Origin of the sequence: Salinisphaera shabanensis E1L3A, assembly GCF_000215955.2 — a bacterium.
Classification (GTDB): domain Bacteria; phylum Pseudomonadota; class Gammaproteobacteria; order Nevskiales; family Salinisphaeraceae; genus Salinisphaera; species Salinisphaera shabanensis.
Window position 1 is genome coordinate 107,366 of sequence record NZ_AFNV02000010.1, and the last position, 24,187, is coordinate 131,552.

Here is a 24,187-nt window from a genome sequence, read left to right on the forward strand (position 1 = left end):
TTCACCACTAGTGCGCCTCGCCCAGATAGGCTTCCTGAACCGCCGCATTGGCACGGATGGCTTCCGGCGTATCGCTTGCGATGATCTGCCCGTAAACGAGCACACTGATACGATCGGCCAGTTCGAATACCACGCCCATATCGTGTTCTACCATCAGCAGTGTCTTGTCTCGGGTGACTTCGCTGATCATCGCCATCGTATGGTCGCGTTCGGCCAGCCCCATACCGGCGGTGGGCTCATCGAGCAGAATCACGTCCGCGCCACCGGCAATGGTGGTACCGATTTCTAGCGTGCGCTGCTCGGCATAGGTGAGCAGCGAGGCGAGCACGTCGCGACGTGCGGTCAGACCCAGCCGCTCCAGCCATTGTTCGGCGGCCTCGTTAAGCGCCGCTTGACGGCCGACCAGATGCCAAAACGAATACTTGTAGCCGTGCGCCCAGAGAAGCGAACAACGCAGATTCTCGAACACCGTCATGTTCTGGAACAGATTGGTGATCTGGAAACTGCGGCTGAGCCCGCGCCGGTTGATCTGATGCGGCGCCAGCCCGCTGATTCGCTTGCCATGCAGCGCGATCTCGCCTTCGCTGGGCGTATAGCGGCCGCTGATCAGGTTAAACAACGTCGACTTGCCGGCCCCGTTGGGGCCGATGATGGCATGCCGTTCTCCGGGTGCGACCGCCAGATCCACGCCGCGGATGATGGGCGTTTCGCCAAAGCGCTTGTGCACGCCTGCCAGTCTGAGTGCATCGCTCATGTCTTCGCTCCCGACGCCTGCATCGATCGGTTCACCTCGGCCCAGCGGGCTCGCACCACGCGGGCGGCGCCGAGCACACCGGCGATACCGACCGCCAGAACCAGCAGCGCCACCAGCCACGACAGGAGGCTCGTGGCGTTGACCTCCATGTAGAACAGATCGATCGGGCTCGACGGGTCATACGCCAGCGACAGCTGATACCCCATTTCGACAACCGCCACGAGCCCCGCGATCGCCAGCAGCGCGGGTACTAGCGCCAGCAGATACCCCGGCAACAGTCGCCAGAGGTGTCCAGCGCGCCAGGGGGCGGCATGCACACAAAGCACGCCGGCGATGCCGCCCGGCGCATACATGACCATGAACACGAACAGCAGCCCAAAGTACAGAATCCAGCCTTCGGAAAAACCGCTGAGCGCGGTATGCATGTACGTAACAAGCACCGCGCCGATAATCGGTCCGAAGAACACGCCGACGCCGCCGATGAAGGTCATCAACAACACCGCACCGGACTGTACGAGCCCCACGTTGGGCGCCGTCATGATCTCGAACATGATCGCAAACAGCCCACCCGCTATACCGGCAAAGAAGCCAGACAGCGAAAACTGGATAAAGCGCGCGATGGTGGTGTTGTAGCCCACGAACTGAGCCCGTTCGGGGTTGTCACGCACCGCATTGGAGATTCGACCCAACGGCGTTTTCGTGAGCAGATACATCGCCACCGCGGCAATCACTGTCCAGGCGCCGATCAGGTAATACACCTCGACCGACGGCCCATAGCTGAAGCCGAATAACGTCACATCGGTCACACGATTGCCGGATATGCCGCTTTCACCGCCAAAGAAATCGGTGAACATGTTGGCGCTGGACTCAACCATCGAGCCAATGCCCAGGGTGATCATCGCAAAGGTCACGCCGGCACGACGCGTGGATATCGAGCCAAAAATGATGCCGAACGCGAGACCTCCCGCACCGCCGACCAAGGGCATCAACTCCAGCGGAAAACTCCAGACGCCGTCGTTGACCGCCCGTATGGCATGCAGCGTAAAGAAACCGCCCAGCCCGAAATAAACCGCATGGCCGAACGAGAGCATGCCGGCCTCGCCCAGCAGCATGTTGTAGGACAACGCGAAAATGATGAATACGCCCATCTGGCTCATCATCGAAATCGAGCTGCTCGAGGTGAAGATATAGGGCAATACCGCAATCACCAGCGCAAACAGCGCCCAGATGCCGATGTGCCAGAGCAATGCGCCGCGCGCAGTTTGGGATTGGCTCATGATTCGCGCGCCCCCATCAGCCCACGCGGGCGGAAAATCAGAATCAACACCATCATCAGATACGGCAACATCTGACCGATACGCGACAGATCGATATGGGCCAGCCCGCCCACGATACTTTCGTTACCGAGCGTCAGGCCGATGCCGGCCAGCAGATCGGCGATCGAGTAATTCAAGCTGACCGCAAACGTCGTCACCAGGCCGATAATCAGCGACGCCGCGAGCGCCCCGCCAAGCGAGCCAAGCCCGCCAAAGACCACAACAACGAATACGATCGGGCCCATGGAAAACGCCATGCCCGGTTCGGTGATGTAATAGTTGCCCGCCATGACCCCGGCCAGGCCGGCCAGACCGGTACCAAAGGCGAATACAAGCGTGAAGATTCGCGGCACGTCGTGCCCCAGCGCACCCACCATCTCCGGATGCGAAAGCGCCGCGCGAATGATCATGCCCACGCGTGTACGTACCAGCAGACCGTATATCGCAACGAACATAAGAATCGCCACGCACAGAATAAAGCCGCGATACGCCGGGAAACTGGTGCCGAACAAGGTGAACAGGGTGAAGTCCAGCGACGGCGGTATCGCATAGTCGACCGGAATCTGGCCCCAGATCAGCACCACCAGCTCGTCGATCACGTAGACCAGGCCGAATGTCAGCAGCAGCTCTGCGACATGGCCATGCTTATGGACATTGCGTAGCCCGAAGCGCTCGGTCAGCGCACCGAGAAAACCCACGAACAACGGCGCAACGATCAGCGCCACCCAGAAATTGGTATACGAACTGATCGTATAGGCGCAATAAGCGCCGAGCATGTAAAAGCTGGCATGGGCGAAATTGAGTACGCCCATCATGCCGAAAATCAGCGTGAGACCGCTGGCCAGCATGAACAAGAGCATGCCGTACAACAGCCCATTCAAGACTGAAAAGACAATCGATTCGAGCATCACCGTGCAACCCGCGATGGCGAAATGGGAAAGCGTCGGGCACACGAGGCGCCCGACGCTCGCGCCGGGGCCTCGCTACCGTCATACCGGCATGCGCAGGCATGCCGGCCACCGATCAGGCGAGATCGTTTTTCGATCAGCTCGACGGGCGCTTCATTTCGCAAACGCTGTCGACCGCGGTATCCGCAGCCTCGAGCTTGGCGTCCATCACCCAGCCGATTCCCGTGCCTTCGGAGTCGTACTTCGGATAATCTTCCGAGAAGGTCGAGATAAACAGCGGCTGCAGCAGCTGGTGATCCTGCTCACGCATGGTCACGGTGCCGAACGGCGTTTCCATGGTCATGCCTTCCAGCGCCTGGGCGACGGCCAACGGCTCGGTCGATCCCGCCTCTTCCATGGCTTTTTGCAGCATGTCCATTTCGGTCTTGATACGCAGGTAGTAGAACTCGATGCCGTCGTAGCGCTGTTCGAATTCCTCGAGGATTTCACGCAGCTCAGGCGCGTCGTAGTCCTCGACCAGATTTTCCTGCCACTCGGTAACCATCTTCACGTGGCCCGCACCGGCCTTGCCCAACGCTGTCGGCGTACCCAGGCCGCCGGCATAGTAGGTGTACCAATCGGTGTCCAGACCCGCCTGCGAGCCGGCCTTGACCAGCAGGGACAGATCGTTGCCCCAGTTACCGCTGATCACCGTATCCGCGCCCGACGACTGGATCTGGGAAACGTAGGGCGAAAAGTCCTTTACCTTGCCGACCGGATGCAGCACATCGCCGACGATTTCGATATCGGGGCGTTTTTCCTTGAGCATTTCCTTGGCGATACGCGAAATCGCCTGGCCATGCGAATAGTCCATGTTGATCAGGAAGACTTTCTTGATGTCTTCCTGTTCGGCCACGTAGTCGGTAATGGCCTGGAGCTTCATCGCACTATTGGCGTCGAAACGGAAGTGCCAGAACGAGCATTTTTCACCGGTCAATGCCGGATCGACCGCTGCATAGTTCAAAAAAACCATACGGTTGTCGGGGTTGCGCCGATTATGCTTTTCCACACCGTCGACCAGCGCGCCACCGACATGCGAACCGTTACCCTGGGTGACGTAGTGCACGCCTTCGTCGGCCGCTTCACGCAGAATCTGCAACGACTCCTGTGCACTGGACTTGTTGTCGTAACCGATGATCTCGACGTCCTTGCCCAGAATGCCGCCATCGGCATTGATGCGCTCGGCGAGATATTTGAAATGCTTGAGCCCGGCATCGCCAACATTGGCAAACGGGCCTGATAGCGGATCGATATAGCCGATCTTGATCGTGTCATCGGCCGCACTGCCGATCGCGGGTACCGCCAGTGCGGCAGCAATGCCCACCGCGGCAACGGCTCGTCGCACGAGCCCCTTGTAGTGCTTCATTGCGTCTCCTCCGGTTTGTTTTAGCGTGGCTTTTTGCCACTTGTTATCGATGCCTCGCACATCGTTGGATTGAACCTAGCACCCTCCGATCAGCAGCGCCAGAACTGTGTGTTGCATACCACTATCAATAGCGCGCCCAGAGATCCGAACCATATGAACGATCGTTCATGAGACTATGAAACACAGTTTCACCGACATTGACGCCCCCCGGGCCTTGTGTAGAATTCCACGCGCGATTAAAGGAGATAATAATGACGGCGGCGATGATGAAACGATTCGAAAACCGGACAGTAATCGTTACCGGTGCGGCAAGTGGCATCGGCCGCGCTAGCGCTATCCGTTTTGCGCAAGAAGGCGCGCGCGTCGTACTCGTCGACCGCGAGCAAAGCGCTCTGCAAGCCGTTTTGAACGAACTCTCCGGCAGCGGCCACGAAATCGCGGCGCTGGATGTGCGCGACGAACCGAACGTGACGGCTCTGGTCGATCGTGTTGCGGCCGACCATGGTGCCATCCACGTACTCTGCAACAATGCTGGCATCGCTGGCGGCGACTATGCGCCGGTAACCGACAACGACCTGGATACCTGGCGCGATGTCGTGGACGTGAACCTGTTTGGCACCATGCATTTCACGCGTGCCGTCAGCCGGCATATGCGTGACGCCGGCGCCGGCGCGATCGTGAACACGGCCTCGGTGGCCGGCGTGCGCTCCGGCGCGGGCGGCAACGCCTACAGCGCCTCGAAAGCTGCCGTGATCAATCTCACTCAGACCAGTGCCTGCGATCTCGGCCAGTACAATGTGCGCGTGAACGCGGTTTGCCCGGGCCTGGTCAAAACCGGCATGACGAAGCCGGTCTTCGACTATGCCGAAGCCAACGACAAGACCCACAAGCTCGGCACGCGCTGCGAACTGCGCCGCTATGGTCGGCCCGAAGAACTGGCCGCCGCGATTACGTTTCTGGCCAGCGATGATGCCAGTTTCATCACCGGCCAGGCCCTGCCGGTCGACGGCGGCAATACCGCATCGCTGAACATGCCGGGCATGAAGGTCTGATCATGTCGCAAGTGGGGTCCTATTTCGCAAAACCGGCGCGCAGCGTCGGTCAACGCGCGGGATGGCGACTCGTAAACAACGGTGCCATCATGGCGCCCTTCGCTCGTTGCCGAGCGCTTACGGCCGTTTCCACCGACGGTTCCGCGCTCCTCGTGGTGTGACGAGCCAGTCAAGAGCAAAAACTATATGAGTGAAGAAACCGAACGCGACGTCATGGAATACGACGTGCTCATCGTGGGCGCGGGCCCCGCGGGCCTGTCGGCTGCGTGTCGTCTCAAGCAGAAAAGCCCCGAACTCGAGGTCTGTATCGTCGAAAAGGGCTCGGAGGTTGGCGCCCATCTGCTCTCCGGCGCGGTGTTCGAACCGCGTGCGCTGAACGAACTCTTCCCCGACTGGAAAGAAAACGGTGCGCCGCTGAACGTGCCGGTCACACGTGACGAAATCTATTTCTTCACCAGCGAAAGCAAGGCTTCGAAGATGCCCAATGCTTTCGTGCCGGCGCCGATGCATAACGAAGGCAATTACATCATCTCCCTCGGCCAGCTTGGCCGCTGGCTCGGCGAACAGGCCGAATCGCTAGGCGTGGAAATCTATCCCGGTTTTGCCGCTCAGAGCCCCATCGTCGAAGACGGCGTGGTCAAGGGCATCATTACCGGCGAAATGGGTGTCAGCAAGAACGGCGAACCCAAGGACAGTCATGTCCCCGGTATGGAACTGCGCGCCAAGTACACCCTCTTCGGCGAAGGCTGCCGCGGCCATCTCGGCAAGCAGCTGATTCGCGAATTCGAACTCGATAAAGACGTCGACCCGCAGCATTACGGGATCGGCCTCAAGGAAATCTGGGAGATCGATCCGGAGAAACACGAGCCGGGCCTGGTGATCCACGGTGCAGGCTGGCCGCTCCACCTTTCCGGTAGTGGCGGTTCGTTCCTGTATCACCTGGAAGACAACCGCGTGGCAGTCGGGCTGATCGTGGACCTGAACTACGAAAACCCATATCTGTCGCCGTTCAAGGAATTCCAGCGCTTCAAGCATCACCCGAAGATCGCCCAGTATCTTGAAGGCGGCAAACGCGTATCCTACGGCTCGCGCGCGATTACCAAGGGCGGGCTGAACTCGCTGCCGAAGATGACCATGCCGGGCGCGGTACTGATCGGCTGTGATGCCGGCACGCTGAACTTTGCCAAGATCAAGGGCAACCACACCGCCATGAAGTCGGGCATGCTCGCAGCAGAAGCGGCGGCTGATGCGCTGGCAAACGGCGGTGAAGGCGGCGACGAGCTGACCGGCTATACCGAGGCGTTCAAGAACAGCTGGGTGTACGAAGAGCTGTACGCCAGCCGCAACTTCGGCGCCTCACTGCACAAGTTCGGCACCTTCAAGGGCGGCGCGCTCAACTATATCGAGCAGAACTGGTTCAAGGGCAAGGCGCCGTGGAATTTCCACGACACCACGCCCGACTATGCGGCCACCAAACCGGCCGAGCAGTGCACCGAGATCGAATATCCCAAGCCCGACGGCAAGCTATCGTTCGATATCCTGTCGTCGGTGCACCTGTCGAACACCGGCCATGAGGAAGACCAGCCCTGTCACCTCAAGCTGACCGATCCGTCGATTCCGATCGAGCACAATCTCCCCAAGTACGCCGAACCCGCGCAGCGCTACTGCCCGGCGGGCGTGTACGAAGTGGTCGAGGACAACGACGGCAAGCCGCGATTCCAGATCAACTTTGCCAACTGCGTGCATTGCAAGACCTGCGATATCAAGGATCCGTCCCAGAACATTACCTGGGTACCGCCGGAGGGCGGCGGCGGACCGAAATACTCGGCAATGTAGCCACGGGCGCTGCGGAGCGCGCTAGAAGCGAGTCGCGGCGACCGGGTATTTTTAAAAGACATAGCGACAAGAGAACCGACACATGAAAGTACTGGTGAGCGTCAAGCGCGCGATCGACTACAACGTGCGCATCCAGATCAAGCCGGATGGCTCCGGCGTCGTCGAGAACGGCGTCAAGCACAGCATGAACCCGTTCGACGAAATCGCCGTCGAGCAGGCCATGCGCTGGAAAGAAGCCGGCAGCGCGGACGAAGTCGTGGCCGTAACCATTGGCCCGGAAGCCGCCAAGGAACAGCTACGCTCCGCGCTGGCCTTCGGCTGCGACCGTGCGATCCACGTCAAGACCGACGAGCCGGTCCAGCCGCTGACTGCCGCCCGTGTGTTCGAAGCGCTGGCCAAGAAGGAAGAGCCCAAGGTCTTTCTCATGGGCAAACAGGCGATCGACGACGACTCCAACCAGACCGGCCAGATGACGGCGGCCCTGCTGGAATGGCCACAGGCGACGTTCGCTTCTGAAATCGAACTCGACGGCGAGACCGCCAAGGTCACCCGCGAGATCGACGCCGGCCTGGAAACGCTGGATATCGACCTGCCCGGCGTGATCACCGCTGACCTGCGTCTGAACGAGCCGCGCTATCTCAAGCTGCCGGACATCATGAAGGCGAAGAAGAAACCGATCGAAGACACCAGTCTCGACGATCTCGGCGTGGAACGCGCCGCGATGCTCGAAACCGTCAAGACCATGGCCCCACCGCAGCGTGGCGGCGGTATCAAGGTCGAATCGGTCGACGAACTGGTGAGCAAACTCAAGGAAAAGGGCCTGCTATGAGCAACAAGATTCTGATCATCGCTGACTATCTCAACGGCGAACTCATCCAGTCGACCGCCCGCGCGGTCACCTGTGCGCAGCAAATGAGCCCGACCGCGATCGACGTGCTCGTGCTCTGCGACGACGGCGCCAATATCGCGGCACAAGCCGCCAAGCTCGAAGGCGTGACCAAGGTGCTGCAGGCCGATAACGACGCCAACAAGCACCCGACCGCTGCGGCACTCGCGCCGCAGATCGCCGCGGCCGCCAAGGCCGGCGAGTACAGTCATGTGCTCGGCCCGAACACCACCTTCGGCAAGGACCTGATGCCGCGCGTGGCGGCCAAACTGGGCGTGGCCATGGTCACCGACATCATGGCCGTGCATTCCGCGCACGAGTTCGACCGTCCGATCTATGCCGGCAATGCGATCATCACGGTCAAGGCACCGGAAGATCAGACGCTGGTCGCCTCGGTGCGTTGTGCCTCCTACCCGGCTGCGGCCGAGGGCGGCAATGCTGAAATCGAAACCACGTCGTTCGACGCCGAGATCCCGTCGCATACCCGCTTCGTGAATCTCGAACAGGCCAAGAGCGACCGCCCCGACCTGCAGACGGCCGGGAAAGTCATCTCAGGCGGCCGTGGCGTCGGCAGCGAAGAGAACTTCAAGATCATCTACGACTTCGCCGACAAGATCGGCGCTGGCGTAGGCGCCTCGCGTGCGGCCGTCGATGCGGGCTTCGTACCCAACGATATGCAGGTCGGCCAGACCGGCAAGATCATCTCGCCCGAGCTGTACATGTGCTTCGGTATTTCCGGTGCCATCCAGCATCTGGCCGGTATCAAGGACGCGGGCACGATCGTGGCCATCAACAAGGATGAAGAAGCACCGATCTTCGAAGTGGCTGATATCGGCCTCGTCGGCGATCTGTTCGAAATCATCCCGGAACTCGATAAAGCCGTCAGCTGACCGCAGCGTCGAGCATGGCTTATCGGCCGGTACGCGCGGCGCTCGCTTGCGAGCGTCGTGCCTACCGGCTTTTTAATGCGCGCGAGAGGAGAATGCCGTGCAGATCATCGAAAACATAGACGCCTTGCAGGCGCTGGTGGGTGAAGAAATCGGCGTCAGCGACTGGCTGCTGATCGACCAGGCCCGAATCAACAAATTTGCCGATGCGACAGAAGATCACCAGTGGATCCATGTCGACGTGGAGCGCGCCAAGCGCGAGTCCCCGTTCGGCGCGCCCATAGCGCACGGGTTTTTGACCCTGTCGTTGCTGCCGCAGCTCACCAGCCAGATTCGTCGTATCGAAGGCGTGACCACCACCGTCAACTACGGCCTCGACAAGGTACGCTTCATCGCCCCCGTGCCGGTGGATTCAAAAGTACGCGCCCGCCAGAAGCTCGAAGCCGTGGAGCCGCGCGGCGAAAACCGCTACATGCTGCACAACACGGTCACTATCGAAATCGAAGGCAGCGAAAAGCCGGCCTGTATCGCGCAGTCGCTGTCGCTCATCATTTTCTAATAGCAAAGGGATTGCCCCATGACCCAACCCGAACTCGAAAGCGGCTATATCCGCACTACCCAGACCAACGGCGTGCTGCGTCTGACCATCGACCGCGCCGATAAGCGCAACGCGCTCACCGGCGCCATGTATGCCGACATGCAGCGCGTGGCCGACCATGCCCGTACGGACGACGACGTACGCACCCTACTCATCGATAGCGCCGGCGACATGTTCTGTGCCGGCAACGATATCGGCGATTTCGCCAACGCCACGCCGGAAAGCCGCGCGGAAAGCGGCGGCGGGCCGGCGATGAAGTTCATCAAGGCGCTGATCGCCCTCGATAAGCCGATCCTGATCGCGGTACAGGGCCAGGCCACCGGTATCGGCACCACCATGCTGCTGCACGCCGATCTCGTGATCGCCAACGAAAGCGCGCGTTTCTATACCGCCTTCATCGATCTCGCACTCGTACCCGAGGCCGGTTCCAGCCTGCTTCTGCCAGCCCTGGTCGGCCGCCAGAACGCCGCACGTCTGTTGCTGGCCGGCGATACGTTGGAGTCCGAAGAAGCGCTGCGCATGGGTCTGATCGCCTACCGTGTACCGGACGCCGAACTGGCCGACCGGGCCACGGCCATCGCAGAGAAACTCGCATCCAAACCGCCGGAAGCGGTACGCCTGAGCAAACAGCTGTTACGCCAGGGTATGGGCAGCGACGATCTCGGCGGGCATATCGAACGAGAAATCGAGCACTTCAGCGAACGGCTCTTTTCCGACGAAGTGCGCGCCATCATGAACAAGTTCTTGCAGCGCAAGAAATAGAGAACCACCACCTCGACGAAAAAAGCCGCTTCGATACCGAAGCGGCTTTTTTATGTTCACGATCATAGTCGTGACGTCTCAACGACGCATATCGTCAGAGCCTGATTCGAATCAACGCGTGAATAGGTTGCCCACCCAATGGCTGCCCGGCGAGCGCAAGCCACGCCAGATCGATGCGGCTGAGCCGTACGGCGCATACATGCTTGCCATGCCCGAACCAGCAGTGCCCGGATTGTCGAACTCGTTTTATCTAGCGCTGACGATACCCAAAAAAAAGCACGGCGCATCGCAATGCGCCGTGCTCCGATCGAGTCTTGGCCTTATGCCTTACGAATCAATCTCGCCCAGCAGGTCATCGCAGGCTTTCACGCAGCGATTGCAGGCCTCGGCACACAGGGCGCAGTGCTGGTTCTGATCGCCGTGGCCTTCGCAATGCGCTGCACATTTCTGGCAGGCGTCACGGCAGGCTTTCACCTGTGTGGCCGCCGGCGATTCGCCGAACGCGGTCTGGCGCGACAATACACGCGCGGTCGTATTACAGATATCGGCACAGTCGAGATCCGTACGGATGCAGCCGCGCAGATCGGCCACGTTGTCTTCAGCGAGACAGGCGTCGGCACAGGCGGTGCAGTGATGAGCACAGTCGAAACAGGCTTCGACGCAGGCGACCAACTGCTTCTGGACCGACAGCGGGTTCGGATGCGTCTTGAGCATGGCTTCTGCTTGCATGGCTTGGTTCCTTTTCGTTCGCCAACGCAGGCTTTGCGCTGGCGGGAAATTCGTCGCCGCTACCCGGTGTGGGCAGCGGCTGTTGAATCGGCATGGAAACGAACCCGACAGGCAGCGTATATCAGCAGTCCTACGGAGATTGCCGGCCCGGCTGCCATGAGCGCGACGCGAGTTCGAATTTCGAACTCACACCGGCGCATGGATTCCGGACAAACGGTTTTCAGCGCCTGGAATCACCCGGCGTTGGCGCGCGATCGAACCGCCAGCAGTGCGCTGAAGGCTTTGCCCCAACGCATCAGCGTGCTTGCAAGTCGCTGGCGCCACGCGCCCGCTTAGGATCAAGCCACCCGCTTGCGCGCCGCGTCGTATTCCGCAACCAGGCGATCCACGATCTGGCTCGCGGGCAGCACGCTGTCGATACTGCCCACGCCCTGGCCTGCGCCCCAGATATCCTTCCACGCTTTTTTCTTCTCGCGATCACTGCCGAACGTCATCGCTTCCTTGCCGGATTCTGGCAGCGCATTCGGGTCCAGCCCGGCATTCTCGATCGAGCCGCGCAAATAGTTACCGTGCACGCCGGTGAACAGATTGGAATAGATCACATCCTTGGCCGTGGACTGCGTGACCATCGCCTTGTATTCCTCCACCGCATTGGCCTCGGCGCTGGCGATGAAACGCGTGCCCATATAGGCGAAGTCCGCACCCATCGCCTGGGCGGCCAGAATATGCTCGCCACGTGTGATCGAGCCGGATAGGATCAGCGGGCCGTCCCAGAACTGGCGAATCTCAGACACCAGCGCAAACGGGCTGAGCGTGCCAGCATGGCCGCCCGCGCCCGCGCAGACCACGATCAGCCCGTCCACGCCGGCTTCCACGGCCTTTTCGGCATGGCGCACGCTGATCACGTCGTGGAACACATGGCCGCCGTAGTCGTGGGCCACTTCCACCGCGGCATGCGGCGCGCGCAGGCTGGTGATCATCAGCGGCACCTTGAAGTCGGCACAGGCCTTCAGGTCGTGTTCGAGACGATCGTTCGACGCGTGCACGATCTGGTTGACCGCGAACGGCGCGATCCTGGCCTGCGGGTCGGCCGCACGCGCCTCGTCGAGCGTCGTCGTGATGCGCTCGAGCCAGACCGGTAGTTCGTCGGCCGGCCGCGCGTTGAGCGCGGGGAACGAGCCGATCACCCCGCTCATACACTGCGCGATCACGAGATCCGGATTGGACAGAATGAACATCGGCGAACCGATGACCGGCAGACGCATCTGGGCGTTGAGTTGATCGACCAGCGACATGAAGACTCCCTTGTTGTTCTTGCGAAAGTGTTGCAAACGATACCGAACGATCGTTCACTGCGTGTAACATACGCGATGGCAATATGCTGCGATACCGTCATACAAGGCCCGATCACCTCGCGCGATTGATCGTCAGACGACAGCGCGCACGTCGCTTGACGCCTTTTGAGCGGCTCAACATACTGCGACACGGCTTTTTTCGAAAGGCCGTTTCGAAAAACTTACAACGGCCTTAATCGCGGTCTTCTGCCCGGCGCGGCTCCGCCGTCGCGCAATCCTGGCCAAAGGTCATGGGCCGAGAACAACACATCAGGCCATTACCGCAAGAACAATCGAGGAGTCCCATGCGACAAGCAGTCATCGTTTCCACCGCCCGCACGCCGATCGGCAAGGCCTATCGCGGCGCATTCAACAACACCCAGGCCCAGGCGCTCGGGGGCCATGCGATCGAGCATGCGCTCAAGCGCGCCAAGCTCGAAGGCGAAAACATCGACGATGTGATCATGGGCGCAGCTTTGCAGCAGGGCTCCACGGGCCAGAACGTGGCCCGTCAGTGTGCGATCCGTGCCGGGCTGCCGACCTCCGTACCGGGCATGACCATCGACCGCCAGTGTGCGTCGGGCCTGATGGGGATCGCCACCGCCGCCAAGCAGATCGTCAACGACCGCATGAACGTCGTCGTGGGCGGTGGTCTGGAATCGGTATCGCTGGTTCAGAACGAGCACCAGAACACCTTCCGTGCACGTGACCCGTGGCTGGTCGAGCATCGGCCGGACATCTACATGTCCATGCTCGAAACCGCGGAAGTCGTGGCCGATCGCTACAACGTTTCGCGCGAAGCGCAGGACGAATACGCCTACCAGTCGCAGATGCGCACGGCCGCGGCCCAGGAAGCCGGCAAGTTCGACGACGAAATCGTGCCGCTGACCACCATCAAGAAGCAGCAGGACAAGCAGACCGGCGAAATCAGCGAAGTCGAAGTCACGCTCGACAAGGACGAAGGCAACCGTCCGAGCACCACGCTGGAAGGTCTGCAGGGCCTGAACCCGGTGTTCAAGAACGGCCAGCAGATCAGCGAAGGTCGCTTTATCACCGCCGGCAACGCTTCGCAGCTGTCCGACGGCGCCTCGGCGAGCGTGCTCATGGAAGCCGCCGAAGCCGAGCGTCGCGGCTTGGAACCGCTGGGCGCCTATGTCGGCATGGCCGTGGCCGGCTGTGACCCGGACGAAATGGGCATCGGCCCGATCTATGCCGTGCCGAAGCTTCTGGAACGCTACGGCCTGAAGGTCGACGATATCGGCCTGTGGGAACTCAACGAAGCGTTCGCCAGTCAGTGCCTGTATTGCCGTGACTATCTCGGCATCGACCCGGACAAGTACAACGTCAATGGCGGCTCCATCGCCATCGGCCATCCTTATGGCATGTCCGGCGCCCGCATGACCGGCCACGCCCTCATCGAAGGCAAGCGTCGTGGCGCGAAGTATGTGGTCGTGACCATGTGTGTCGGCGGCGGCATCGGTGCGGCCGGCCTGTTCGAGGTGTTCTAACGAACTTGAGTAACGTATTGCATTAATCAACCGTTTGTTGAATACTTATATCCAACCTACCCCTTGGCGCAGCGCGACATGACTCGCGCCTCGGGGCGAAAAAGCCGCCTTCGGGCGGTTTTTTCTTTTGTGGAGCCACATGGATTTGTCCTCTCGCTCGCTCCAACCGCTACGCACCATCGCTTATATCGATGGCTACAACCTTTACTACTCGGCGCTTACGCGCAGCCGCTTCAAGTGGCTCGACATACGACAATTGTTAGAGCAAGTCATTCTAAGCTCTGCGCCAAACCCCGCCTTCGAACTTTTAGCGGTAAAGTTCTTTACGGCACCGATCCTGGGCCGATACGCCTCCGACCCACTCTCACCGGATCGCCAACGCCGTTATCACAACGCTCTCGCATTCGCGCCCTCCGGGCCGACTGAAGTTATATACGGCTATCACGCAACCACGGTCAAAAAAGCACGGCTATTAGAGGACTGTAAACTTGCGCGAGTAATGGTTCTCGAAGAGAAACAAACCGATGTCAACATCGGACTGCATATGTACCGCGACGCTACCCACGGACGTGTCGATCAAATCGTGCTTGTAAGCAACGATTCCGATCTTGCACCCGCGCTAACAATGCTCAAATACGACTTTCCCGACATTGTCCGGGGTCTACTATTACCCTCTAGAGAACGCTCGAATCGCCGTAGCGGGCAGCTTGACGCTTTGGCCAACTGGACACGGCGCCAACTTAAAGAAGACGAACTCGCATCCGCCCAACTTCCTCGATCCATAACCAATCGGAAAGGCAAGCCTATTTTGAAACCTGAGGCTTGGTAACTAACTCAGTCGCTACATCGGAATATTCGGCACAGCTAATTCGTTTAAATACCGGAAACTACGGTTTCCGAAAACGCTCGCCACGCAGATCATAGCGCGATAGGTTCTTTCCCGGTGATACCGGGTTCTACCCGATTCCCGCATGGCCAAGCCGATCAGTTTTTTCGTTCATCACCAGGGGCGCGGACATGCCCAGCGCACGATGGCGATCGTGCGTGAGCTGCCGGCGACGCAACCGGTGAGCGTGCTCACGGCCGACCCGTCCTTGTTCGACGGCTTCGAGCGCGATATCGAGATCGTCGCCCTGCCGAACATGATCGGCGCGCCCGTACCCACGCCCGCGCTCTACGATCAGCCCACGCCATCGGTCATGCATTGCGTTCCGCTGGGGCTGCCCTCGATGCGCCAGACCATGCGCCGTATTCTCGACCATCTGGACGATCGCGACACCGGCCTGTTCGTCATCGATGTCTCGGCCGAACTGGCGCTGCTTTCGCGCATCGCCAGCGTGCCGGCGATCAAGATTCGTATGCATGGCAACCGCGGCGATGCCGGCCATCTCGCCGCCTACGATGCCTGTGCCGGCATGCTCGCCCCGTTCGATGCACGGCTGGAACAGCCCGACTATCCCGACTGGGCGCGTGCCAAGACCTTCTACAGCGGCGGCCTATGCACGAGCAGCGAACGCCGTGACGATCGCGGCGCGGCACGACGGGCGCTCGGCTTGCCAGCCGATCGGGAAATCGTGGTCGCGATCACCGGCGGCGGCGGTGCCGGCACGCCCTATGCGCCGCTGACGGTCGCCGCACGCGCGGCGCCCGATACGCTGTTCGTAACCGTCGGCCCGTTGCACTGCGAGGGCCACGAAACCGATTTCGCGAACCTCATCAACCACGGCTGGGTATCGCATACCAGCGATTACATCGCAGCGGCCGATATCGTCATCGCCTCGGCGGGCGACAACACCGTGCATGAAGTCATGCGCGCGCGCCGGCCTTTCATCTGCGCGCCGGAATGGCGCTATTTCGACGAACAACAACGCAAGGCCGAAGCCCTCGCCGAGCTCGGCGCGGCCATTCATCTGCCCCAATGGCCGGGTGGCCTCGAAGGCTGGGTGGATTTGCTGGCGCGCGCCCGCGCGCTCGATACCGACTGTCAGCGCGGGCTCCACGACCCGGACGCCGCCGCGCGTGCTGCGGGCTGGCTCCAGTCGCGCGTAGACACGCTATGGCGTCACGACGACACTCGTTCGCCACATCCCATGACGATTGCTGCGACCGGCAGCTAGCCCGCGTCTAGCCGTAGCGGACCTCACCGTCCAGGCGGGCGCTGTCGATCTCGGCAGGCGTCGGTTGTCGAAGCACCACGATATCGCGGGCCGAAGGCGACCATTCGACCAAGCCCGCATCGCGAAACATACCCAGCCAATAATCCATGCACCAACGCCCCCACCGCGCATGAAAACGCCGCGCGTTGGCAACGATGGCATCGAAGTGCGGATACGGCGGGCGATACAACGGATGGTGCTGGTGCCAGGCCCGTGCACCGGCCAACCAGTAGAAATCGACCCCGGCCGCGGCCAGGCGCCATGCATAGTCGGTTTCTTCACCGCCGTAGCCTTCATAGGCTTCGTCGAAGCCGCCGGCACGCTCGTGATCGCTACGCCGTAGCGCGAACGACAATCCCCAGAGCTGACCGGGATCGCCTTCCGGTATGGGCGCATCGCTACCAAGGGCCGGCCGCGCGGGGTGAATTTCGCCCAACCGATTCAGGCGCTCAAAATCAAGCGCACCCGCCGCATCGACGCGAACGGCATCGGTCGGCAGATAACGCACCTCCCCCATGAACAGACCGGCCTGATTTGCCAACGCCTCACGGTAGCAGCGAACCAGCTCCGGCGCGGGAATACAGTCGACATCCAGAAAGATAAGCCCTTCGTGGCCCGCGCACTCAGCCGCGAAATTGCGCGCACGCGCTAGCGGCAGATCGGTACCGGCGACCCGGATATGCCGGACAGGGAAATCGGTCGCCGGCAGATCTTCATCGATATCCGTCTGCATCCAGGCGATAATCAGTTCGTCCGGCGGGCGCAACTGGGCGTTGAGCCCGTGCATCAGGTTGATCAAGTGGGCATGCCGACCGCGTACAAGCGTAAGTACGCTCGTTTTCACGACACGTGGCACTGGGCCTGAAAATGCGCTACGCCTTCGATCACGCCCCGCGCGTGGGTGGCTCGAGCGAAATAGGCGTGACCCAGTCCCGCTGCCTTGTTCAGGCCGTCTCGATAGTTGGCCACAACAATCGCGCACGGCAGCGTCTGCAGCATTTCCAGGTCGTTACCCGAATCCCCGGCCACATAGACGCGTTCGTGGTGGGTGTTGGTATCGTCGGCCAGATAGGCCACCGCTGCCCCTTTCGACGCATGAACCGGCAGCACGTCGACACAGCGATCGTTGCTATGAATCACCCGGGCTTCGAGCCCGTTGTCGGCAAGCTGTGCCCGCAGGCGCGGGGCGATGTCGTCACCCGAATCGCACAGATAGCTGATCTTGTGCGGACGCTGTTCCAGCGGCGACTGGGCGATCAGGCCCGGCACGCGGTCGAGCACATCGGCCACCGCGGCTCGATCCCAGCCGCGATCGATCTGCTCCGCCCAGCGCGTATCGCGAACATAGGCGACGCCGTCCGGCGCCAACCGATAAATCTCGGCGCCGACGGAGGTGATCAGAAAATCCGGCCAGGCGATGCCCGACTGCTCGAGAATCAACAGCGCACTGTGAAAACTGCGCCCGGTGGCCACACCGAAACGCAACCGTGACTGACTCGCCTGCCAGGCATTGAAATGTGTCACCCCCTGCGAGCAACCGACGAGCGTGCCATCGATATCGCAGACCAGCATGGCATCGGGACACGCCCGCTCGACCGGCGCACGCTTTGGTCCAACACCACACAGGCGGTTGAGCAAACGATGGTAATAATCGACATGGCGCGCCCAATCAAACACGGCCGTTGCCTTGCGGCCACCGGCCTGACACGCCAGCCAGCGCTCGCGATCGTCGAACAGCGCCGTCGCGGCCGATGCGATCGCATGCGTCGAGCACGGGTTGACCAGTACGCCGTTGTGGCACTGCTCGATAATGTCGTTCGGGCCACCGGAATCGGTGGCGATGACCGGCAAACCCGCGGCCGCGGCTTCCAGCAGGGTCAACCCGAAGGGTTCGTTGAACGCGACATTCGCAAACAGCCCCCCGCGCTCGCGCGCCCAGGCATAAAAAGCCGGCACGTCGGCGCCGTGATGCTGTTTGGGATAGGCCACTCGACCATAGAGATCGTAATGATCGATCAGCTCCAGCATTTCCCGCAGGTTATCGGCGATCTCGGGTTCGAGCGCATCCAGCGATTGACGACCGCCGGCAAGAATCACCAGATTTGCCTGCGCCTGCAATTCGGGAGACTCACCATAGGCACGGACCAGGCTCGCCAGGTTCTTGCGTGTGACCGGTCGAGCAATGGCAAGCAGCGCCGGCTTGTCGGGTTCGTTGAGAAAACGCGACAGCAAGGCGTGTACCCGGTCATTCGGCTGCGAGCGGGCGAAGGCCTGCAAATCGCTGGCCGGACGAATCACGCGGATACGGCCCGGCTCGTAGTCCGGATACTGTGCGTACTGAAGCTCGGCTTCATCGCGCGAACTGGCAATCACCAGACTCGCATCGTGCAACGCCTGGTTCTCGGTGTGAATGCGGCGATCCAACGCTCTACTCGCCTGTGCGCTGGGTGTATTCGCTGCGGCCGCCGCGTAATCGCGCTTGGGCTGGCCCAGTGAATGCGCGGTGAACACGAACGGAATGCCCTGGCGCTGTTTCACGTCGGCTGCCACATGCGCAGCATCCGCATAGTGGGCATGCAGCACATCCGGCGCGCGCGCCAGCGTCCCGATATAGTCGACCAGCGCATCGCTGAACGCGGGTAGCTGATCCCAGAGGTCTTCCTTGCTGCGATAGGCCGGGTCGGGCGTGGGCAGGCGGATGATCCGCACTTTCGGACTCACGTATTCCAGGCCGCTGCGATAGTCGCCGCCGGTAAAATCCGTATCGAACGCGCGGGTGACGATATCGATACGCTCGATATCGTGATCGCGGGCCGAGGCCTGGGCCAGTTCCAGCAAATAACGAATATGCCCGCCGGTATCGGCGGTCAGGCCGTATTCGACATCGTGGGCTCTAAGACACCCCTGCAGGGCGATGTGCATGATAAACATGGGCGCGCTATATCCTGTGTCGCCGTGAACCATCATCCCCGTGCCATGACCCCGAACCGGCCGCTGCGTATCGCGCAGATCTCACCGCTTATCCTGCCGTTGCCCGCGCGCGAGGCCGGCGGTACCGAGCGTATCGTCGTCGACCTCAGCTACGCGCTGCACGCGCTTGGCCACGAAGTCACGGTATTCGCAAGCGCCGACAGCGATCTCGACCTGCCCTGCGTGAGCGCGCTCGAAAGTCTCGCCTTCTTCGAGGCCCGCGACGGCCAGGTCCCGCCCGGCCTGCCCGGTGTACTCGAAGCCGCCCTCATGGAGCAGCTGCGCGAACGCCTGGCCGATTTCGATATCGTGCACTGCCACGGCGAGTTCTTTCATGCCGCGCTGCTCGGCGAGCGACGCAAACACAGCCTGACCACCATCCACTGGCGTACCGACGAACTCGACCGACAACTGTTCTTCTCTGCCTTTCCCGATCTGCCTGTCGCGGCCATCTCTGCAAGCCAGGCCCGTACGATACCGCCGTCCAACTGCCGCGGCATTGTCACGCATGGGCTCGATCCGGCCCGCTTCGGCCAGCCGCAACAAAACGCTCGGGAACAGGCATTGCTGTTCATCGGCCGCATGACCGATCAGAAACGTCCCGACCGAGCGATCCAGATTGCCAGACGTTGCGAACATGCACTCAAACTAGCCGGAAGTCGCGACCCCGGAAATCCGTACTATTTCGAACACCACGTACAACCGGCGCTGGGCGGCGCGATCGAACACGTCGGCGGCGTGGACGATGCCCGTAAACGCGAGCTGCTTTCGGCCGCATCCGCGCTGCTGTTTCCGATCGACTGGCCCGAGCCGTTCGGCTTGGTGATGATCGAAGCCATGGCCTGCGGTACCCCGGTCATCGCCTGGAACAACGGCGCGGTAGCGGAAGTGGTCGAACACGGCGTGACCGGTTTCATTGTCGAAACCATGGATGAAGCCGTGAACGCCGTCGCGCGTTTGCCCGAACTCGACCGCAGCACAATCCGCGCGCGCTTTCTCGAGCGCTTCACCGCCGAGCGCATGGCCCGCGATTACGTGGCGATCTATCGTCAGTTGCTCGCCGAGAGATGAGTGCGATTACCTAGCGCGTATGCGAAAAAACGCCCGCATTACTACGCATTACCGAATTTGCAGGCAGGCGCTACCATCGGCGCCTATGCCGAGCGAATCAAGCAAGCCTCATGGGTGAGCGTATCCCGCGTGGGTTCACAGCGACTGCCTCGTACAACCTGCCGTTGCAAGCCATGAACTGTGCTGCACGCACCCGCGTCGCCATCTGCGTACCCGTGCGCGATGAGTTCGAGTCGCTGCCAGCCCTGCTCGAATCCTTCGCACAGCAAAGTGTGAGCCGGGATTGCTTCATCGTATGCCTGTTGTTCGACGGCTGCGCCGATGGCGGCGAAACCTATGTGCAGGCGCGTCAACCTCTGCTCGACTACACGTTGGTCACGGCACGCATCGAGCGCCAATCACAAGCCAGCGCCGGCCGCGCACGCCGTGCCGCCATGGCATTGGGCGCACAAACGCTGGCTGGAACGCGTCAGCCCGGCGATATCGAACTGCTGCTGAGCACCGATGCCGATTCCATTCCGGCGCCCGACTGGGTGGAAGCCAGCATCAAGGCACTGCGCGAGGCCGATGTCGTCGCAGGCTATATCGAACGCCCCGATGCGCCGGCAACCGATATGCATCGACGCGTGGAGCATTATTGGGAACGTCTGCGTTGTCTGCAGCGCACCGTCGACCCGCTCGGCCACGATCCCGCGCCCTCACACCCATCACAGGGGGGCGCGAGCCTGGGTTTTCGAGCCGACATCTATGCCGCGCTGGGCGGCTTCGATGAGGTCGCCACCCACGAAGACGTGCGTCTGGTGACCGCCGCGCGCGAAGCCGGCCATCGCGTACGACATGATCGTGCCGTACGCGTGGCGACCTCTTCGCGCGTGACCGGGCGTGCCGTGGACGGCCTGGCCGATACGCTGCGCGCTCGCCAGGCCACGTGCGATATGCCCGCGGTCCTGAATCCGGATGCTGCCCTGGAGCGCTACCGCCGGGGCGCACAGGCACGCCGCGCGTTCCACGATCTCGAAGACGACACGATCGCGTTCGCCCTGGCCGAGCGCATTGGACGCCCGGTCAACGAACTGCGCACGCTCGCTGACGACTGCACGAGCGCCGAAAGCTTCGTCATGCGCGTCGTGCCCGAACCCACGAATGGCGAAGAACTGGCACTCGATACGGCCGAACAACGCCTCGCTCTACTGGAAACCGCCCACGGATGTCCGAACGCATGACCGATGCACCGCCCGATTTATCCATTCTCGATCGCAACGCCGACGACCGTACCTACATGGCCGAGGGCATCGCTTGTCTGCAAAACGGGCTCGAACTTGGCGACCCATTGGATATCGAACGCTATCGCGTATTGCTGCGCCGGCTCTACGCAGCCGGACGATTCGACCTGGCACTCGGACGACTGTTCGAAGGCCATATCGATGCCTTGCAGATTATCCATCGCTATGGCGAAGCCGACGCCGCCAAGCGCCTGCACGACGCCGCACGCCACGGCGCACGTTTTGGCGTATGGAATGCACCCTTGGCCGGCGAAGCCCTGCGACTCGATGACGGAAGACTCGACGGCGGCAAGGCATTCGCCTCCGGCGCAGGGCTGATCACGCATGCACTGGTGACCGCCGATGTGGCCGACGGCCCCGGCAAACAGTTGCTGGTGGTCGATCTGGCGCATACGCCGCCCGATATCGATACACGCTGGTGGCAGGTGCTGGGCATGCAGCGTTCGCATACGCATCTTGTGCGCTGGCGAAACGCAGCGCTGACCGCGAACGATATGCGTATCGGCAAGCTCGGCGACTACGAACGCGAACCCTGGTTGAGCGCCGGCGCGCTGCGATTCGTGGCCGTGCATGCCGGCGGTATTGCTGGCCTATTCGATGGCGTACGTCGGCATCTCGTCATGCGCGAGCGCGAAAGCGACCCGCACCAGGCCGCACGGCTCGGGCGCCTGTTCGGCCTGGCCGACAGTGCTGCGGCGATCGTTGAGCGCACCGCCACGCGCCTGTACGAAACGGATGCACAAACGCATCCTGCATTGGTTGCGAATGCGCGCAGCGTTGTGCTCGATGTGGGCGAACAAGCGCTCACGCTTGCCCAGCAATGCGTGGGCCTGTCGGCGTTTTTCGAGACCGACGCGCTATGTGGCCACATGGCCGATCTGATGGTCTATCTGCGCCAGCCCGCGCCGGACGCGCAACGGGTGAAAACCGGCGCGGCCGCGGCCGCCCGCCATATCGAACTCTCACTTTGAGACACCTCGATCTCAACCGCGTGGTGCGCGCGCACGTCGTCGCCCCGCACCCGGACGACGAAGCCATCGGCGCTTTCGGGCTGATTACCGCCCTGCGTTCGCGCGGCGCGATCGTCGACGTCACGCTGGTCACCGACGGCGGCGCCTCCCATGCGCAGAGTCAACGCTGGCCGCGGGCGCGTCTTCGCGATACCCGCTACGCCGAAACGCGGCGCGTGCTGCGCCGCGCCGGCATCCGCCGTCAGGATCTGCGTTTTCTTGGCTACCCGGACGGCGACCTGGGTTTCCAGGGCCGAGCGACCATCGCCCGCCTGGCGCGCGATCTTGCCCGGCGGCCGCGGCCCGATCTGATCGTGACCCCGTCGGTGAACGACAACCATGCCGATCACCGCGCCGTCGCGGCGGCCGTGAAGCGTGCCTGGCCCGACTCAATCACACGCCTGTCGTATCTCGTCTGGCCGCGTATCGAACCGCACCGCCCGCGACCGCGTGGGCGCATTGTACGCCGGCCATTGCGAACCCATGCGGCGATGAAACAGGCAGCACTCAAACTCTATCGAAGCCAGTTCGGCCAACTCGTCGATGATGCCGACGGCTTCGAAATCAGCCGCGACCTGTGCGTGCGGTTTGGCCATCCCGTCGAACGTTTTGGCAGCCGACCATGAAATCCGCGACCCGTAGAGCGATCGATCTCGCCGGCTTCGAAGCCAAGTTTCGCGCCGGCCCGGACCCCTGGCAAACATTCACCGCACGCGACGAAGCCATCAAACGCCAATGCATTCTGCGTGCGCTCGGCAATGGCCCGATCGCTCGCATCCTCGAACTGGGCAGCGGCAACGGCTCCAACAGCCAGGCGCTTGCCCGCCGCGCCTTGAAACTACAAGCCTGCGACGGCAGCGCGAGCGCGACCCAACTCACCCGTCAGGCCCTGGCCAACGCCCCCCACGCCCAGGCCTGGCAAATCGAACTGCCCGCACCACTGCCCGGCCACCGGTTCGAAGCCGTGGTCATCGCCGAACTGCTCTACTACCTCGATCACCGCGCCATGCAACGCCTCGCCCGCGACGTGGCCAGCGCCCTCGCCCCCGGCGCCCGGCTCGTACTCGCCCATCACCAGATCGAATTCCCGGATAACACCCAGCGCACTGCGGGCATTCACCAACGCTTTATCAAGGCACTCAAACTCCCCACAACCCGAGTGCGGCCATTCCGTAATCGCCGCTGGCGGGTGGATGGGTATCGCGTGGCGGGCAACGCTATGCCGGCAGATCGTCTAGTTTGATCGCTTTTGAATTGGTGGCCGAACGGCAAAATACGTTATGTTCTGGAAAGCGATTTCGGATGAAATTCAATTAGCAGGATGCCGCCATGAATACATCGACATTACGCAATCTTTCGGTCGAACAGCGTATTCATTTAGTCGAAGAACTCTGGGATAGTATCGCGGCGGACCAGGGCGTGCTTGCCTTGTCTAACGCGCAGCGGCAAGAGCTGGATCGCCGCTTGGACGCATACGAACTTGATCGTAATCCCGGCCGTCCCGCAGACGACGTCGTGGCAGATATTCGCACGCGGTTATGAGCTCGCGGCTATGCGTGCGCCCTGAAGCAGAACAAGACCTTGAAGATGCGGCCGCGTGGTATGCGAAGCAACGCCCAGGATTAGGTCAAGAATTCCTCGATGAAGCCGTCCGAGCATTCGGGCAGATTTCCAAGGAACCGAGGCTTTATCCCCTAGGGCGTGTTGCCGTTTCACATGGGT

At 61.7% G+C, this 24,187-nt stretch carries 23 protein-coding genes and 1 pseudogene; 16 read left to right on the plus strand and 8 right to left on the minus strand.

The genetic code is table 11. The features are described from left to right. Positions 1 to 7 precede the first annotated feature (7 nt). The 4 genes from SSPSH_RS08140 to SSPSH_RS08155 form a co-directional block, all read right to left on the minus strand. Positions 8 to 754 (minus strand): ABC transporter ATP-binding protein, encoded by a 747-nt coding sequence (locus SSPSH_RS08140; RefSeq protein ID WP_006914012.1) that lies wholly within the window; start codon positions 752 to 754, stop codon positions 8 to 10. Continuing rightward, a complete protein-coding gene (locus SSPSH_RS08145) occupies positions 751 to 2,031 on the minus strand; it encodes a branched-chain amino acid ABC transporter permease (RefSeq protein WP_006914013.1) in 1,281 nt (426 codons plus the stop codon). Before SSPSH_RS08145 ends, SSPSH_RS08140 begins: the two co-directional genes overlap by 4 nt. Then, the gene (locus SSPSH_RS08150; RefSeq protein WP_006914014.1) at positions 2,028 to 2,978 is read right to left on the minus strand and encodes a branched-chain amino acid ABC transporter permease; all 951 of its coding nucleotides are present in this window, start codon (positions 2,976 to 2,978) and stop codon (positions 2,028 to 2,030) included. The genes SSPSH_RS08145 and SSPSH_RS08150 overlap by 4 nt, the downstream gene beginning before the upstream one ends. Positions 2,979 to 3,114: 136 nt before the next feature. Further along, entirely contained in the window at positions 3,115 to 4,383 is a 1,269-nt protein-coding gene (locus tag SSPSH_RS08155) for a branched-chain amino acid ABC transporter substrate-binding protein (RefSeq protein WP_006914015.1), read from the minus strand. A gap of 266 nt (positions 4,384 to 4,649) precedes the next feature. Between SSPSH_RS08155 and SSPSH_RS08160 the strand changes: the two genes are divergently transcribed. From SSPSH_RS08160 to SSPSH_RS08185, 6 genes are all read left to right on the plus strand, one after another. Next, on the plus strand, positions 4,650 to 5,435 hold the full coding sequence (locus tag SSPSH_RS08160; protein ID WP_040607790.1) for an SDR family NAD(P)-dependent oxidoreductase: 786 nt from the start codon (positions 4,650 to 4,652) through the stop codon (positions 5,433 to 5,435). Positions 5,436 to 5,621: 186 nt separating this feature from the next. Next, positions 5,622 to 7,271, plus strand: coding sequence for an electron transfer flavoprotein-ubiquinone oxidoreductase (locus tag SSPSH_RS08165; RefSeq protein ID WP_006914017.1), 1,650 nt, complete (start codon positions 5,622 to 5,624; stop codon positions 7,269 to 7,271). An 82-nt stretch (positions 7,272 to 7,353) separates the two neighbouring features. Next, positions 7,354 to 8,100: an electron transfer flavoprotein subunit beta/FixA family protein gene (locus SSPSH_RS08170; RefSeq protein WP_006914018.1), complete on the plus strand. Its 747-nt coding sequence runs from the start codon at positions 7,354 to 7,356 to the stop codon at positions 8,098 to 8,100. Next, positions 8,097 to 9,047 carry an electron transfer flavoprotein subunit alpha/FixB family protein gene (locus tag SSPSH_RS08175; RefSeq protein WP_006914019.1) on the plus strand — a complete coding sequence of 317 codons (951 nt, stop codon included), beginning with the start codon at positions 8,097 to 8,099 and terminating at the stop codon, positions 9,045 to 9,047. Before SSPSH_RS08170 ends, SSPSH_RS08175 begins: the two co-directional genes overlap by 4 nt. 97 nt (positions 9,048 to 9,144) lie before the next feature. Then, the gene (locus tag SSPSH_RS08180; RefSeq protein WP_006914020.1) at positions 9,145 to 9,603 is read left to right on the plus strand and encodes a MaoC family dehydratase; all 459 of its coding nucleotides are present in this window, start codon (positions 9,145 to 9,147) and stop codon (positions 9,601 to 9,603) included. A gap of 18 nt (positions 9,604 to 9,621) precedes the next feature. Next, positions 9,622 to 10,404 (plus strand): enoyl-CoA hydratase-related protein, encoded by a 783-nt coding sequence (locus tag SSPSH_RS08185; protein WP_006914021.1) that lies wholly within the window; start codon positions 9,622 to 9,624, stop codon positions 10,402 to 10,404. A 327-nt stretch (positions 10,405 to 10,731) separates the two neighbouring features. Here the strand turns inward: SSPSH_RS08185 and SSPSH_RS08190 are convergent, their stop codons facing one another. Together SSPSH_RS08190 and SSPSH_RS08195 are read right to left on the minus strand one after the other, a co-directional pair. Further along, positions 10,732 to 11,133, minus strand: coding sequence for a four-helix bundle copper-binding protein (locus SSPSH_RS08190; RefSeq protein ID WP_006914022.1), 402 nt, complete (start codon positions 11,131 to 11,133; stop codon positions 10,732 to 10,734). A 338-nt stretch (positions 11,134 to 11,471) separates the two neighbouring features. After that, positions 11,472 to 12,428 carry an NAD(P)H-dependent flavin oxidoreductase gene (locus tag SSPSH_RS08195; RefSeq protein WP_006914023.1) on the minus strand — a complete coding sequence of 319 codons (957 nt, stop codon included), beginning with the start codon at positions 12,426 to 12,428 and terminating at the stop codon, positions 11,472 to 11,474. A gap of 344 nt (positions 12,429 to 12,772) precedes the next feature. On the opposite strand from SSPSH_RS08195, the gene SSPSH_RS08200 reads away from it, so the two are divergent. The 3 genes from SSPSH_RS08200 (at position 12,773) to SSPSH_RS08210 (ending at position 16,092) form a co-directional block, all read left to right on the plus strand. Continuing rightward, entirely contained in the window at positions 12,773 to 13,975 is a 1,203-nt protein-coding gene (locus SSPSH_RS08200) for an acetyl-CoA C-acyltransferase (RefSeq protein WP_006914024.1), read from the plus strand. Positions 13,976 to 14,114: 139 nt separating this feature from the next. Then, positions 14,115 to 14,804, plus strand: coding sequence for an NYN domain-containing protein (locus SSPSH_RS08205; protein WP_006914025.1), 690 nt, complete (start codon positions 14,115 to 14,117; stop codon positions 14,802 to 14,804). 142 nt (positions 14,805 to 14,946) lie between these two features. Further along, positions 14,947 to 16,092, plus strand: a complete 1,146-nt coding sequence (locus SSPSH_RS08210) for a glycosyltransferase (protein WP_006914026.1) — start codon at positions 14,947 to 14,949, stop codon at positions 16,090 to 16,092. A gap of 7 nt (positions 16,093 to 16,099) precedes the next feature. Here the strand turns inward: SSPSH_RS08210 and SSPSH_RS08215 are convergent, their stop codons facing one another. Together SSPSH_RS08215 and SSPSH_RS08220 are read right to left on the minus strand one after the other, a co-directional pair. After that, positions 16,100 to 16,975, minus strand: a complete 876-nt coding sequence (locus tag SSPSH_RS08215) for a glycosyltransferase family 2 protein (RefSeq protein WP_021031589.1) — start codon at positions 16,973 to 16,975, stop codon at positions 16,100 to 16,102. Continuing rightward, on the minus strand, positions 16,972 to 19,062 hold the full coding sequence (locus SSPSH_RS08220; protein ID WP_021031590.1) for an HAD-IIB family hydrolase: 2,091 nt from the start codon (positions 19,060 to 19,062) through the stop codon (positions 16,972 to 16,974). The genes SSPSH_RS08215 and SSPSH_RS08220 overlap by 4 nt, the downstream gene beginning before the upstream one ends. Positions 19,063 to 19,107: 45 nt before the next feature. Between SSPSH_RS08220 and SSPSH_RS08225 the strand changes: the two genes are divergently transcribed. The 7 genes and pseudogenes from SSPSH_RS08225 to SSPSH_RS19310 form a co-directional block, all read left to right on the plus strand. Next, positions 19,108 to 20,172 (plus strand): glycosyltransferase family 4 protein, encoded by a 1,065-nt coding sequence (locus SSPSH_RS08225; protein WP_021031591.1) that lies wholly within the window; start codon positions 19,108 to 19,110, stop codon positions 20,170 to 20,172. A 110-nt stretch (positions 20,173 to 20,282) separates the two neighbouring features. Then, positions 20,283 to 21,395, plus strand: coding sequence for a glycosyltransferase family 2 protein (locus tag SSPSH_RS08230; RefSeq protein ID WP_006914030.1), 1,113 nt, complete (start codon positions 20,283 to 20,285; stop codon positions 21,393 to 21,395). After that, positions 21,392 to 22,426 (plus strand): acyl-CoA dehydrogenase family protein, encoded by a 1,035-nt coding sequence (locus SSPSH_RS08235; RefSeq protein WP_152522763.1) that lies wholly within the window; start codon positions 21,392 to 21,394, stop codon positions 22,424 to 22,426. The genes SSPSH_RS08230 and SSPSH_RS08235 overlap by 4 nt, the downstream gene beginning before the upstream one ends. Further along, positions 22,423 to 23,091 (plus strand): PIG-L deacetylase family protein, encoded by a 669-nt coding sequence (locus SSPSH_RS08240; protein ID WP_006914032.1) that lies wholly within the window; start codon positions 22,423 to 22,425, stop codon positions 23,089 to 23,091. The genes SSPSH_RS08235 and SSPSH_RS08240 overlap by 4 nt, the downstream gene beginning before the upstream one ends. Further along, positions 23,088 to 23,708 (plus strand): class I SAM-dependent methyltransferase, encoded by a 621-nt coding sequence (locus SSPSH_RS08245; RefSeq protein WP_006914033.1) that lies wholly within the window; start codon positions 23,088 to 23,090, stop codon positions 23,706 to 23,708. The genes SSPSH_RS08240 and SSPSH_RS08245 overlap by 4 nt, the downstream gene beginning before the upstream one ends. An 86-nt stretch (positions 23,709 to 23,794) precedes the next feature. Continuing rightward, entirely contained in the window at positions 23,795 to 24,007 is a 213-nt protein-coding gene (locus SSPSH_RS08250) for an addiction module protein (RefSeq protein ID WP_006914034.1), read from the plus strand. Then, a pseudogene (locus tag SSPSH_RS19310) lies at positions 24,004 to 24,187 on the plus strand (type II toxin-antitoxin system RelE/ParE family toxin); the annotation flags it as partial. The gene SSPSH_RS08250 and the pseudogene SSPSH_RS19310, both read left to right, overlap by 4 nt.